We start from the raw sequence: 13,296 nt of genomic DNA, 5'->3' as shown, positions 1-13,296 counted from the left end.
AAAGCAAAAGACCAACATCTTAGTTGGTCTTTTTTTGTATGTAAAAGAAAAATCCGAAGGATTAAACAACAAAAAGGTCAGCCAAATAGTAAACCGACGAAGGAGAAGCAAGAAGGTCGAGGACGTGAAGGAGTGTGCCCGGAATGTATAATGCACATGAGGACGGAACGAGTGAAATAGATGAAGAGATTTGTAGCTTATCATTTGTCAGCCTTTAAACATGGAAGATAACATTTTGCGATGGGTACAATTTCATTGAGAGTAACATGTTGTTAGGGAAAGTAAGAGACCAACGAAGGTGTTGGTCCCTCTTTTATGAGTGTATAAATTAACTTATTGAATAATTTCGTTCTTCTAATAACCATTTAGAAATTAAAAATGGACATTTACTTTGAGTAGTATTTAAGAAAGCTTGGATTAGAGGATAATCTTCATTAGGTGTATTCTTTGTTAAATCAAGCCACCATTCCGTTTCATATCTCGCTACCATACTTAAATTGTATAAAAGTAAATAATGAATCATCATTTCTCTTAATTGAGGATAATAGTTATCTTTGTTTCTTGGAAAATAAAAATGATGATCCTGTATATTATACATAAATGGATAGTGATAATTATAAGTGAAGGGCATCTCTAATTGGAAAATGAGATGATGCTTCTTTTCTTGTATATTTATAGAAAGAGAACATGCCTTCTTCAGATATAAGCTAAAACGCTCTGGAGTGAAATGAAATGAATCAAGAATTTGATTAGTACATGCATAGGTTAAATCATCTATTTTTGTTAACTTAAAACTATTGTTTAAGTTAAAATAGTTTCGTTCGTCTATTAGTTCCGGAATTTGACTGAGTAAACTTTCCATTGTTAGTTTTTCTCCATCCAGATGTTTCACGTGAAACACCTTCTCTCCAAAATATGTAAATAATCCGTTTTTTTGTATTTTAATTTCATCCTTCATAAAACGATAATGCTGTTTCTTCTTTTTTCTTGTTGTTACGCCATGTGCTAGCAGTGTAGTTGTACTTGGATAAAATGGATCTATAGTAAGCAGACAGGCTTTTAATAAATTTGTGTAACCATAAAATTGTAAAATAGGACGTAATGTTAAAGGACTATTATTTGCTTGAGTATAAAATGTATGAGCATACTGTAAATAATAAATAAAGGTATTACAATTTTGGAAGCTATATTTTTTACTTTCTTCAATTGATAGGTGTTGATAGCACTTTTGTAAGTATTTCTGTGTTGTAGAAGCCGAGCTAAAGAGCAAAAAAGTTCGCCATATTTGATCTGAAAAGTTCATATTATCCCCCTTTTATTTTTCTGAAAAATCAAACTTTTACCTTCTTTCTTGACAGTATTATAACCAATTGATAACCTACTAATAATATTTTCAATCGGGAGGGTATTCATATGTGGGAAAATAAGTTTGTAAAAGAAGGATTAACTTTTGATGATGTCTTGTTAATTCCAGGAAAGTCAGAAGTGTTACCCAAGGATGTAAATATCTCTGTAAATCTTACAGAGACATTAAAATTAAACATCCCAATAGTAAGTGCAGGTATGGATACTGTAACAGAAGCTGAAATGGCAATAGCAATGGCTCGCCAAGGTGGCTTAGGAATCATCCATAAAAATATGTCGATTGAACAACAAGCAGAACAAGTTGAAAAGGTAAAACGTTCAGAAAGTGGAGTTATTACTGACCCGTTCTTTTTAACACCTGAACATCAAGTTTTTGATGCAGAGCATTTAATGGGAAAATACCGTATCTCAGGCGTTCCGATTGTTAATAATGAAACAGACCAAAAGCTAGTTGGTATTATTACTAACCGAGATCTTCGTTTTATTAGTGATTATTCCATTGTTATTTCTGGTGTAATGACAAAGGAAGAGCTGGTTACTGCTCCTGTAGGAACAACTTTAGCTCAAGCGGAAAAATTACTTCAGCAATACAAAATTGAAAAGCTACCTTTAGTTGATCAAGATGGTGTATTAAAAGGGTTAATCACTATTAAAGATATTGAAAAAGTAATTGAATTCCCTAATTCAGCTAAAGATAGTCAAGGTAGACTTTTGGCTGGAGCTGCAGTAGGGGTTACAAAAGATACAATGAGACGTGTTGAAGCGCTTGTTAAAGCACATGTAGACGTGATTGTTATCGACACTGCACATGGCCACTCTGCTGGTGTTTTAAACGTAGTTAAACAGGTTCGTGATGCATATCCTAACTTAAATATCATTGCTGGTAATGTAGCAACTGCTGAAGGTACTAGAGCTCTTATTGAAGCTGGTGCAGATGTTGTAAAAGTCGGTATTGGACCAGGATCAATCTGTACAACTCGTGTTGTTGCAGGTGTTGGGGTACCTCAGATTACTGCTGTTTATGATTGTGCAACAGAAGCAAGAAAACTTGGAAAAGCTATTATTGCTGATGGAGGAATTAAATATTCTGGTGACGTTGTTAAGGCACTAGCATCTGGTGGACATGCCGTTATGTTAGGTAGCTTATTAGCAGGTGTTACAGAAAGCCCAGGAGAAACAGAAATCTACCAAGGTAGACGTTTTAAAGTATATCGAGGTATGGGATCTGTAGCAGCTATGGAAAAAGGTTCAAAAGACCGTTATTTCCAAGAAGATAATAAAAAGTTTGTACCAGAAGGTATTGAAGGAAGACTTCCATACAAAGGACCTTTAGCTGATACCTTGTATCAATTAATTGGTGGAGTTCGTGCTGGTATGGGTTACTGTGGTACTGCAAACTTACACGAATTAAGAGAAAATTCTAAATTTGTTCGGATGACAGGTGCAGGTTTAAGAGAAAGTCACCCACATGATGTACAAATTACAAAAGAAGCACCAAACTATTCAACAAACTAAACCTAATTTCTTGTTTATATAAATAGAAAAAATAGCCAGAGAACTTTATCTCTGTCTATTTTTTTGTTTTTTTTATGCTAAACTAGACAAGTCGTAGACCAAAAAATAAGTAAATAACATATATAAAATTAATTTTGGAGGTAAAGAAGTTGAACAAAATCAGCAAGATTTCTCTGGTTTTCATGTTACTCGTTTCACTCGTTTTATCACAATTTGCAGTTACATCTTCATCTGCACATGCAGAGTCAGATCAACTAGGTTTAGGAGCAGAAGCAGCTATGCTGTTAGATGCTAAAACAGGGAAAATTTTGTATGAAAAGAATGCGGACAAAGTACTTGGTGTTGCAAGTATGTCTAAAATGATGACAGAATACCTTGTGCTTGAAGCAATCAAAGAAAAGAAAATTTCATGGGACGATAAAGTAAAGATTAATGAGTATGTACATAATCTTTCAAAAGGTGCCGGTTTATCTAATATTGGTTTAACTCAAGGTGAAGATTATACAGTTAGAGAATTGTATGAAGCGATGGCTATCTTTTCTGGGAATGCAGCTACTGTTGCTTTAGCAGAAAAAGTATCAGGTAGTGAGAAGAATTTTGTCACATTAATGAATAAAAAGGCAAAAGAATTGGGAATGAAAGACTATACTTTCGTAAATTCAAGTGGTTTAAACAATAGTAACCTTCTTGGACAAATTCCTGCTGGTAGCTCTACTGATGAAAACACAATGTCGGCGCGTGATATTGCAATTTTGGCATTTCATTTGTTAAATGATTTCCCAGAGGTACTTGAAACATCAAGTCAACCAAAACTAAAATTTAAAGATGGAAAAGAATATCCTAACTTTAACTGGATGCTCCCTGGATTGATTTTTGCTTATGAAGGAGTAGACGGTTTAAAAACAGGTTCAACAGATTTCGCTGGCTATTGCTTCACAGCAACTGCTGAAAAAAATGGACAAAGATTTATCTCAGTTGTTATGAAATCTAGATCTAAAGAAGAACGTTTTACGGATACAAGAAAAATTTTAGATTATGCATTTAGTAACTTTAGTAAAGAACAAGTCCTTAAGAAAAAATATTCTCCGAAAAAAGATGGAACATTAGCTGTTGTTAAAGGTAAGGAAGATACAGTTAAGTTAACTACTAATAAACCGGTTGAATTAGTCATTCAGAAAGGTACTGCCAAAGACTATAAACCAGTTGTAGTAATCGACAAAAAGAAATTGAACAAAGATGGAGAACTAACAGCTCCAATTAAAAAAGGTGACAAGATTGGTTATGTTACTGTGAAAGCTCAAGGCGATCAATACGGCTTTTTAACTCCTGAAGGGGAAAAACTAGTTAAGGTTGATTTAGTAGCTAGTGAAGATGTAGAAAAAGCAAATTGGTTTGTATTATCGATGAGAGCAGTTGGCGGTTTCTTCGGTGATGTATGGGATAGTATCTCATCAACAGTAAAAGGTTGGTTCTAATATTACGTATTAAAATCCTTTCTGAATTAATTTCAGAAAGGATTTTTTGTCGATTTATGAAAGATTTAGAGAAAGAAAACACATTTTTTCGAAAAAGTACATAAATAAGTTGCATCTAGGAAAAAATTATAGTAAATTGTAAACACAATTAATATTTATAAAGCATTGATAGGAAATAGTAACATGTCTTTTCATCTCAAGAGAATCGATGGTTGGTGAGAATCGATGTTGAAAGCTTGTGAATCCGTCCTTGAGTAAAGTATGGAATACCTTGTAGGTTAGTAAATACTTTCGGTTATGAACCGTTATTTTTTTAAAGTGAAGAGCAAGTTTTATTTGCTTTTAACTAGGGTGGCAACGCGGGTAACTCTCGTCCCTTTTTTAGGGATGGGAGTTTTTTTATTGTTTTTTAGAATGAGTCATTATAACAAGGAGGAATAAACATGTTAGATTTAAAATTTTTACGTAGTAATTTTGAAGAAATAAAAAATAAACTACAACATCGTGGAGAAGATTTAACGGATTTAGGGAAATTCGAGGATTTAGATCGTAGAAGACGTGGACTAATCGCGGAAACAGAAACATTAAAAAGTCGTCGTAATGAGGTATCTCAACAGATTTCTATTATGAAACGTGAAAAACAGGATGCGGATCATGTTATTAAGGAAATGAGAGAAGTAGGAGATAAAATTAAAGTTCTAGATGATGAATTAAGAGAGGTAGAGGCTGAATTAGAAAAGCTATTATTGTCTATCCCTAATATTCCTCACGAAAGTGTTCCAGTTGGCGACAGTGAAGATGATAATGTTGTAGCAAGAACTTGGGGAGAAATTCCAAAGTTTACTTTTGAGCCAAAACCACATTGGGATTTAGCAACTGATTTGGGTATAGTGGATTTTGAACGAGCTGCTAAAGTTACAGGAAGCCGTTTTGTTTTCTATAAAGGATTAGGAGCAAGATTAGAACGAGCTTTAATAAGCTTCATGCTTGACTTACATGTTGAAGAGCATGGATATACTGAGGTATTACCTCCATATATGGTAAATCGTGCAAGTATGACAGGTACAGGACAATTACCAAAGTTTGAAGAGGATGCATTCTTAATCAATAGTGAAGATTATTTCTTAATTCCAACTGCAGAAGTTCCAGTAACAAATATGCATCGTGATGAAATTCTTAATGGAAATGATCTACCGATAAGCTACGCAGCTTATAGTGCTTGCTTCCGTTCTGAAGCTGGTTCAGCTGGCCGTGATACACGTGGATTAATAAGACAACATCAATTCAACAAAGTTGAATTAGTACGTTTTGTTAAACCAGAGGATTCTTATAATGAATTAGAAAAATTAACAAGTCATGCTGAAAAAGTACTTCAGTTATTAGGGCTGCCATATCAAGTATTAAGCATGTGTAGTGCTGATTTGGGATTCACTGCAGCTAAAAAGTATGACATCGAGGTTTGGTTACCAAGCTATGATGTGTACCGTGAAATTTCATCTTGTAGTAATTTTGAGGCATTCCAAGCTAGACGTGCAAATATTCGTTTCCGTCGTGAAATAAACGGTAAACCAGAACATGTGCATACGCTAAATGGGTCTGGACTTGCTATTGGCCGCACAGTAGCAGCAATACTAGAGAATTATCAGCAAGAAGATGGAAGCATCAAAATTCCAGAAGTACTTCGTCCTTATATGGGTGGCAAAGAATATATCACTAAAAAATAAGTAAGACAGGCTGTGTTAAAGGTAATATAAATTTACTTTTGACACAGCTTTTCATTTTAAGGTAGGTCATTCAAATAAGAAGTAGTTAGAAAAAAATCAACGTTTATATATGAATATAAAATGTTGTATATGCTAAAAATAATATAAATAAGTTTGTTAATTCAAATAATTTTTTTGTGCTTGACACTATATTAAGGGCTATGTTATCTTATTTATTGTTGATGAAAAGTTAAGTTTCATTTTTATACGGAGGTATACCCAAGTTCGGCTGAAGGGATCGGTCTTGAAAACCGACAGGGGCTTAACGGCTCGCGGGGGTTCGAATCCCTCTACCTCCTCCATAACTTATTTCAAAAACCATAGCGCATAAATATGGAGATTATAGAAAAACGATGCTATTTGCATCGTTTTTTTTATATTGTTCAGGAAATAACGGTGAGTATAGTAAAAAGGAGTGAAACAGTTATAATGTTTCACTCCTTTTTATTGGTAGTATTTTATTTTCGTAAACCTTGTGTTTGTTTTAAGAAATGTGAAATACGTTCTACAATAGGCTCAATATCGTTTTCATTTTGCATTAAATCGTAATCATTAATGTTTAATCGTAGAACTGGACAAGCATTAAATTGATTAATCCAATTTTCATAACGCTTATGCATTTCTTCCCAATAAGCAATTGGTGTTTGTTGTTCCATTGGACGGCCACGTTCTTTAATACGAGCTAGAATATCTTCTAAAGACCCTTCTAAATAAATTAATAAATCAGGGTGTGGGAAGTATGGGGTCATGACCATTGCCTCAAAAAGACTTGTATAGTTTTCGTAATCAACTTTGCTCATTGTCCCTTTTTCATAATGCATTTTAGCAAATATGCCAGTATCTTCATAAATAGAACGGTCTTGAATAAAACCGCCACCATATTCAAATATTCTCTTTTGTTCTTTGAATCGCTCTGCTAAAAAATAAATTTGTAGATGGAAACTCCAACGTGAAAAATCACCATAAAATTTATCTAAATAAGGGTTTAAATCTACTTTTTCAAATGATGTACGGAAGTTTAATGCTTCAGCTAAAGAATTAGTAATGGTTGATTTCCCAACTCCTACAGTTCCTGCAATTGTAATTACTGCATTTTTAGGTATATTGTGTTTCTCTCGAAGATTCATGTTTACTTTACTCCTTTTTGAAGATGGTCTTCAATTTGGCCGATAATTTGTTTTAAGTCATTCTCATTTTTCACAAAATCCATTTCATCACCATTAAATTGTAAGACAGTTATATCTGGATGTTTATTTATAAATTCTTTCATGAAGTTTTGATAATCTATTGTGAGCTGCTCTAAATAAAGAGGACTTATGTTTTTTTCGATTTCTCTACCTCTTTTTTGAATTCTAGTCATTAGAGTATCTAAACTTGCATTAATGTAAATGACCATATTAGGTATAGGCATGTCATTTGTTAAAATGTCGAATACACTTAGATATTTTTGGTATTGAGAAGATTTTAAACTTCTTTGAGCAAAGATTAAGTTTTTGAAAATATGATAATCCGCAACAACTGGTTTTTGTTGTTTAAGGAATTTAGTTTCAATATCTTCTAATTGCTTATAACGATTGCAAAGAAAAAACATTTCTGTTTGGAAACTCCACTCATCAATATTTTCGTAAAATTTCCCTAAAAAAGGATTTTCATCTACAATTTCTTTTAAAATAGCAAATTGAAAGTGATCAGAGATGGCTTTAGATAATGTTGTTTTACCTACTCCGATTGGCCCTTCTACTGTAATAAAAGGTGTGTTTGACATAGATTATTCCTGCCTCCAGTTTCTTGAGGGTTTTATGGCTTCTGTTATTTTAACACACACAGTGAAATCAGGAAGATAATTATATTAGAAAAAATGTTGCAAATATTACATAGGGAAATTTTTGTATATAAAATATAAGATTAAAATAGTGCGATATCAGTGCTAGTGGATGTATTTGCTTTTAAGACATGAGACATCATGGTTAATGCATAGTGATTATCTTGTTTGTCAGCTGACGCAATACAGTCTTTTGGACAATAAAGCTGGTAATCCCTCATATAGGCATCATTTGCAGTAAATAGGACACATATATTTCCCGCTATTCCGGTTATAATTAAAGATCTAATATGTAAATGATATAAAAGTGTATTTAGAGCTGTTCCGTAAAATGCAGAATGCTTTGGTTTAATAAGAAAATAATCCTCTTCATCAGGTGCAATTTGTGAAATGTAATTTTTATTTACATTCGTTTCGCAAACTTGAATGATTTTTTTGAAATTCGCTTGCCATAGATTATAATGGTCATTGATGTATATGATGGGCATTTGTTTTACTTTCGCCTGATCCTTTAAATGTAGTATAGGAAGAAGGATCTTATTGGTGTGTTCAAATAACTGCTCACCATGTTCGAATTGAAAGTGATTAATCATGTCTATAATTAAAAGGGCTGTATTCGAATTGTTTGAATTGATCATCAAAGAATCTCCTTTTCATTTTTATCATTAGATTGTATTAGTTTGGTTATGATTATCGGATTTAGTCATTGCAAGTCAATAGACTTTCAGATCGTCGTGTATTTTTAATAAAAGGGGCTTTCAAAATGAATGAGACGGATATTAAGTTTATGAGAGAGGCCTTAAAGGAAGCTGAAAAGGCGAGAGGTAAAAAGGAAGTGCCAATAGGAGCTGTTGTTGTACTAGATGGCGAAATTATTTCAAGAGCACATAATTTAAGGGAAAATGAGCAAAATGCAATTGCTCACGCTGAGCTACTTGCGATAAATGAGGCTTGTAAAAAGCTAGGAACATGGAGATTAGAAAATGCTACTCTATATGTAACCCTTGAACCATGTCCGATGTGTTCAGGTGCCATTATTCTTTCTAGAATCAATAAAGTCATTTATGGTGCATCTGATCCAAAGGCGGGTTGCGCCGGTACATTTATGAATTTATTAACAGACAAGAGGTTTAATCATCAATGTGAAGTAGTATCAGGAGTATTAGAGACAGAATGCGGAGGAATTTTGACTGCTTTTTTCCGTGATTTAAGAAATAAAAAGAAGGCTGAGAAAAAGGCAGCTCGTCAATTGGAGAATTAAACAATAATTAACACATAGTTAAGCATTGCTTTTTTTGTAAAAGATAAGTATACTTGATTATGCGTCGAATATGACGCCTAACAATTTGGTATCAATTTTGCCGTACTAGGTGGGAAGGTAGCGGTGTCCTGTACTCGCAATCCGCTCTAGCGAGACTGAATCCCTTCTAGAGGTTAGTATGCTGTAGGGTCTGCCTTTTGCAAGTGGTGTTGACGCTTGGGTCCTGCGCAATGGAAATCCATGAATCATGTCAGGTCCGGAAGGAAGCAGCATTAAGTGGAACCTTTCATGTGCCGCAGGGTCGCCTGGGCTGAGCTAACTACAAAAGTAACGCTTATGGCTACTAATCGACGGAAGGTGTACGGCAGTTATTAATTATATAAATTATGTGAAAATGCAAAAGGATGATATGTTCATGAGTTTGGAACATGCATCCTTTTTTTGTTTGTAAGATAAGGTGCAGATTTTTTGGTTGTAAAGTAGTTTAGCTTTAAGATTATGCTGTTCGGTCTTTTATAAAATAGAGATCGAGTTGGTAATATCCAATCGAGGTTACTTTTTTTAATAGCTTTTGAAAAAGCGATTTTAATTAATGTATAATAAGATGTATTAGAATAAAGGAGGGCGTAAGGTGGGATATCAAGCGCTGTATAGGGTTTGGAGACCACAGCAATTCTCCGACGTAATAGGACAGAAACATGTTACAAAGACACTACAAAATGCACTTGTGCAAGGGAAAATTTCTCATGCTTATTTGTTTTCCGGTCCCCGAGGAACAGGAAAAACAAGTGTAGCTAAAATACTTGCCAAAGCTGTCAACTGTGTGAATTCTCCTGTTCAAGAACCATGTAATGAATGTCCTTCATGTCTAGGAATAACAGATGGTTCCATTTCCGATGTGATTGAAATTGATGCTGCTTCAAATAATGGCGTTGATGAAATTCGTGATATTCGAGATAAAGTTAAGTACACACCTAATGAAGTAAAGTATAAGGTATACATCATTGATGAAGTACATATGCTGTCAGCAGGCGCTTTTAATGCGTTGCTTAAAACGTTAGAAGAACCTCCTAAGCATGTGATATTTATTTTAGCAACAACTGAACCTCATAAAATTCCACTAACGATTATTTCTCGTTGTCAAAGATTTGATTTTAAACGAATTGGCCCTGAAGATATCGTAGAAAGAATGAATATCATCTTATCTAATACAGGAAATGTATGCGATGATCAAGCGTTGCAAATTATTGCGCGCGCTGCAGAAGGTGGAATGAGGGATGCACTTAGCCTTTTAGATCAAGCGATTTCATTTAGCACGAATGAAAGCGTTACGGTAGACGATGCACTTACTGTAACAGGTTCTGTTTCCCAAGTGTTTATTAGTGAGGTTGTACAGGCGATTCATCAGCAGGATGTAACGAAAGCACTAGAGCTTTTAAAAGAATTATTGTCTATGGGAAAAGATCCGGTTAGATTGATTGAAGATATCATATTATATTTTAGAGATATGTTACTTTATCAGGTTTCAAATGACCTTACATCTTCATTTGAACGTGTCATTATTGATGATTCATTTAAAAAAAATGCTTCAGAAATTCAACCAGAAGCTATATATCAAATGATTGAATCATTGAATAAAGCACAGCAAGAAATGAAATGGACTAATCATCCAAGAATTTTCTTAGAAGTTATGTTAATTAAAATGTGTCATGAGAAAAAGGAAAGTGGACAAGACCTTCGAGGAGTTGAACAACTTCAGAGCCGTATTAACCAATTAGAAATTGAATTAAAAGCTTTAAAGAGCGAGGGTCTTACGGTAAAATCGGAAGTAAAGGCAACGACTTCGAAATCGAAATCGGTTAAGATTAAGGAATACATCGCTCCTGTTGGTAAAATCCATAATATCTTAAAACACGCTACTAAAAAGGATTTACAGCTAGTGAAAAGTCATTGGGCTGAATTGCTTTCAACTTTAAGCAATCAAAACATGAAATCTATTGCAGCACATTTAGATCGAGCTGAGCCAATAGCAGCTTCTGATGTAGCATTTGTGGTAAAATTTGAATATCCTATTATGTGTGAAAGACTCATGTATAATAGTGATTATTTGAATAAGATTGCTCATATATTAGAAGGTTTGATAGGAAAAACTATGGAACTACAAGGTATTCCAGATAAGCAATGGGAGCAAGTTCGAAAGGAATTTCTATCAACTCAAAGTATTGAAGGACAAGAAGTCAATAATAAAGAAGAGGAAGATCCAATTATTGCTGAAGCAAGAAAGTTAGTAGGCGATGAATTGTTGGAAATTAAAGATTAAATGGAGGCTATATTATTATGCGTGGAATGGGTAATATGCAAAATATGATGAAGCAAATGCAAAAAATGCAAAAGAAAATGGCTGAGGCACAAGAAGAATTAGGTGAAAAAAGAATCGAAGGTACTGCTGGTGGTGGAATGGTATCTGTAACAGTTTCTGGTCATAAAGAAATTGTAGAAGTGAAAATTAAACCAGAAGTAGTAGATCCAGATGATATCGAAATGCTAGAAGATTTAGTATTAGCAGCTACTAACGATGCTTTAAAGAAAGCAGATGAATTAACTAACCAAACAATGGGTCAGTTTACTAAAGGCTTAAATCTTCCTGGTATGTTCTAAGGAGGAAGGTTATGCACTATCCTGAACCTATTTCGAAGTTAATAGACAGTTTTATGAAATTGCCGGGTATAGGTCCTAAAACAGCCGCCCGGCTAGCTTTTTTTGTTCTTGGAATGAAAGAGGATACCGTATTAGACTTTGCTAAAGCATTAGTGAATGCTAAACGAAATTTATCGTATTGCTCTGTATGTGGTCATATTACGGACCAAGATCCTTGTTATATATGTGAAGACAAACGTAGAGATAGAGACGTTGTTTGTGTAGTTCAGGAACCAAAAGACGTGATTGCTATGGAAAAAATGCGAGAATATAACGGTTTATACCATGTGTTACATGGTAGTATTTCACCAATGGATGGAATTGGTCCTGAAGATATTAATATTCCAGATTTAATTAAAAGATTACAGGATGCAACTATTCAAGAAGTAATTTTAGCTACAAATCCAAATATTGAAGGAGAAGCAACTGCTATGTATATTTCCAGATTGCTTAAGCCTTCAGGGATTAAAGTAACGAGAATTGCTCATGGGTTGCCTGTAGGTGGAGATCTAGAATATGCAGACGAAGTTACGCTATCAAAAGCGCTTGAGGGTAGAAGAGAATTATAATTGGATAGTACGTTCAGGAGGAAGAAACAGTGTTTTTTCGACGTAAGGGTTGGCTACGTAAAGAATATGATGAAAAATTATTGCTAGAACTACAAGAGCTTAAAAAGAATTGGTTGAACAAAAAAACTTTGCTAGAAATTTGTGTAGATCCTTCAGACGAAATATTGATGGAAGTGAAAATGGCTGAAGTTAAATATTTTTCTATGTTCAAAGAAGCTAAACAAAGAAATGTGTCATTGAAATTATAAAAAATTCCCCCTTCATAATAGTTCTGAATTTTATATTTAGAACATAGCTTGTACTATTGAGTTATTTTGATGAAGGGGGATCTTTTTATGGAACCAATTGTTGTTGTATCGATTATTATTGCTGCGATATTATTACTTCTTTTTTTAGGTGCTTCTATCAAGCCATTTAGATTATTTGGGACGATTTTTGTAAAACTAGTGATTGGTGCAATGTTATTATTTTTCTTAAACGCATTTGGTAGTAGTATTGGATTGCATGTACCAATTAACTTCGTTACGACAGGGGTTGTTGGGCTTTTGGGGATTCCTGGTTTGCTTAGTTTAGCAGCCATTCAGTATTGGATTATCTAAACGCCTTTAAGAATGAATATTGGTAAATCAAATTTAAGTTGAAAAGGAATCAGGAATAATATATTTAAACAAAATGGATAAAAGTCTAAAAACATTTAAAACCTATTGACGTATTATTAGAATGGATGATATATTATATAAGTCGTTTCGAGACGACAATTAAACAGATTAAAAATAGTTGACACACTATATCAGTTGTGCTATGATATAAAAGTTGTGTCAAACAGATT

At 33.9% G+C, this 13,296-nt stretch carries 14 protein-coding genes, 1 tRNA gene, 1 other RNA gene and 1 other annotated feature; of the genes, 12 read left to right on the top strand and 4 right to left on the bottom strand.

The features are described 5' to 3' along the window. Positions 1-180: hypothetical protein (locus tag BN349_RS26525; RefSeq protein ID WP_034295114.1), on the top strand; the 180-nt coding region annotated here is incomplete at its 5' end. A 148-nt stretch (positions 181-328) separates the two neighbouring features. Here the strand turns inward: BN349_RS26525 and BN349_RS22400 are convergent. Then, the gene (locus tag BN349_RS22400; protein WP_019244548.1) at positions 329-1,303 is read right to left on the bottom strand and encodes a YaaC family protein; all 975 of its coding nucleotides are present in this window, start codon (positions 1,301-1,303) and stop codon (positions 329-331) included. 110 nt (positions 1,304-1,413) lie between these two features. Between BN349_RS22400 and guaB the strand changes: the two genes are divergently transcribed. From guaB to BN349_RS22380, 4 genes are all read left to right on the top strand, one after another. Then, positions 1,414-2,880, top strand: a complete 1,467-nt coding sequence (gene guaB / locus BN349_RS22395; protein WP_019244547.1) for an IMP dehydrogenase — start codon at positions 1,414-1,416, stop codon at positions 2,878-2,880. A 149-nt stretch (positions 2,881-3,029) separates the two neighbouring features. Continuing rightward, positions 3,030-4,355, top strand: a complete 1,326-nt coding sequence (locus tag BN349_RS22390; RefSeq protein ID WP_019244546.1) for a serine hydrolase — start codon at positions 3,030-3,032, stop codon at positions 4,353-4,355. A 156-nt stretch (positions 4,356-4,511) separates the two neighbouring features. Continuing rightward, positions 4,512-4,736 (top strand) — a binding site (T-box leader). A 62-nt stretch (positions 4,737-4,798) separates the two neighbouring features. Then, positions 4,799-6,079 (top strand): serine--tRNA ligase, encoded by a 1,281-nt coding sequence (gene serS, locus BN349_RS22385; RefSeq protein WP_019244545.1) that lies wholly within the window; start codon positions 4,799-4,801, stop codon positions 6,077-6,079. Between the two features lie 248 nt (positions 6,080-6,327). After that, positions 6,328-6,420: transfer RNA gene (locus BN349_RS22380), tRNA-Ser, on the top strand. A gap of 156 nt (positions 6,421-6,576) precedes the next feature. On the opposite strand, the gene BN349_RS22375 is transcribed toward BN349_RS22380, so the two are convergent. From BN349_RS22375 to BN349_RS22365, 3 genes are all read right to left on the bottom strand, one after another. Then, positions 6,577-7,245: a deoxynucleoside kinase gene (locus tag BN349_RS22375; protein WP_019244544.1), complete on the bottom strand. Its 669-nt coding sequence runs from the start codon at positions 7,243-7,245 to the stop codon at positions 6,577-6,579. 2 nt (positions 7,246-7,247) lie between these two features. Further along, a complete protein-coding gene (locus tag BN349_RS22370; RefSeq protein WP_019244543.1) occupies positions 7,248-7,883 on the bottom strand; it encodes a deoxynucleoside kinase in 636 nt (211 codons plus the stop codon). Positions 7,884-8,023: 140 nt separating this feature from the next. Beyond that, entirely contained in the window at positions 8,024-8,578 is a 555-nt protein-coding gene (locus tag BN349_RS22365) for an isochorismatase family cysteine hydrolase (protein WP_019244542.1), read from the bottom strand. Positions 8,579-8,703: 125 nt separating this feature from the next. Here BN349_RS22365 and tadA point away from each other — a divergent pair, with 125 nt between their 5' ends. From tadA to BN349_RS22335, 7 genes are all read left to right on the top strand, one after another. Then, entirely contained in the window at positions 8,704-9,201 is a 498-nt protein-coding gene (gene tadA, locus BN349_RS22360; protein ID WP_019244541.1) for a tRNA adenosine(34) deaminase TadA, read from the top strand. A 100-nt stretch (positions 9,202-9,301) separates the two neighbouring features. Then, an RNA gene (gene ffs / locus BN349_RS25590) (signal recognition particle sRNA large type) lies at positions 9,302-9,566 on the top strand. Positions 9,567-9,832: 266 nt separating this feature from the next. After that, positions 9,833-11,521 (top strand): DNA polymerase III subunit gamma/tau, encoded by a 1,689-nt coding sequence (dnaX, locus tag BN349_RS22355; RefSeq protein WP_019244540.1) that lies wholly within the window; start codon positions 9,833-9,835, stop codon positions 11,519-11,521. Between the two features lie 17 nt (positions 11,522-11,538). After that, positions 11,539-11,859: a YbaB/EbfC family nucleoid-associated protein gene (locus BN349_RS22350; protein ID WP_019244539.1), complete on the top strand. Its 321-nt coding sequence runs from the start codon at positions 11,539-11,541 to the stop codon at positions 11,857-11,859. A gap of 11 nt (positions 11,860-11,870) precedes the next feature. Then, the gene (gene recR / locus BN349_RS22345; RefSeq protein WP_019244538.1) at positions 11,871-12,467 is read left to right on the top strand and encodes a recombination mediator RecR; all 597 of its coding nucleotides are present in this window, start codon (positions 11,871-11,873) and stop codon (positions 12,465-12,467) included. Between the two features lie 29 nt (positions 12,468-12,496). Then, positions 12,497-12,715: a YaaL family protein gene (locus BN349_RS22340; RefSeq protein WP_019244537.1), complete on the top strand. Its 219-nt coding sequence runs from the start codon at positions 12,497-12,499 to the stop codon at positions 12,713-12,715. An 87-nt stretch (positions 12,716-12,802) separates the two neighbouring features. Beyond that, on the top strand, positions 12,803-13,066 hold the full coding sequence (locus tag BN349_RS22335) for a pro-sigmaK processing inhibitor BofA family protein (RefSeq protein WP_019244536.1): 264 nt from the start codon (positions 12,803-12,805) through the stop codon (positions 13,064-13,066). Positions 13,067-13,296 lie beyond the last annotated feature (230 nt).

The sequence above is a fragment of the Bacillus sp. AP8 genome, from assembly GCF_000321185.1.
Lineage (GTDB): Bacteria > Bacillota > Bacilli > Bacillales > DSM-1321 > Bacillus_AD > Bacillus_AD massilioanorexius.
Note: the sequence above shows the minus strand (reverse complement) of the source record. Positions and strands in the feature narration are given on the sequence as shown.

Coding starts and splice junctions, on each gene's coding strand:
- BN349_RS22400 (WP_019244548.1), bottom strand. CDS start 1,303: ATGAACTTTTCAGATCAAATATGGCGAACTTTTTTGCTCTTTAGCTCG.
- guaB (WP_019244547.1), top strand. CDS start 1,414: ATGTGGGAAAATAAGTTTGTAAAAGAAGGATTAACTTTTGATGATGTC.
- serS (WP_019244545.1), top strand. CDS start 4,799: ATGTTAGATTTAAAATTTTTACGTAGTAATTTTGAAGAAATAAAAAAT.
- BN349_RS22375 (WP_019244544.1), bottom strand. CDS start 7,245: ATGAATCTTCGAGAGAAACACAATATACCTAAAAATGCAGTAATTACA.
- BN349_RS22370 (WP_019244543.1), bottom strand. CDS start 7,883: ATGTCAAACACACCTTTTATTACAGTAGAAGGGCCAATCGGAGTAGGT.
- BN349_RS22365 (WP_019244542.1), bottom strand. CDS start 8,578: ATGATCAATTCAAACAATTCGAATACAGCCCTTTTAATTATAGACATG.
- tadA (WP_019244541.1), top strand. CDS start 8,704: ATGAATGAGACGGATATTAAGTTTATGAGAGAGGCCTTAAAGGAAGCT.
- BN349_RS22350 (WP_019244539.1), top strand. CDS start 11,539: ATGCGTGGAATGGGTAATATGCAAAATATGATGAAGCAAATGCAAAAA.
- recR (WP_019244538.1), top strand. CDS start 11,871: ATGCACTATCCTGAACCTATTTCGAAGTTAATAGACAGTTTTATGAAA.
- BN349_RS22335 (WP_019244536.1), top strand. CDS start 12,803: ATGGAACCAATTGTTGTTGTATCGATTATTATTGCTGCGATATTATTA.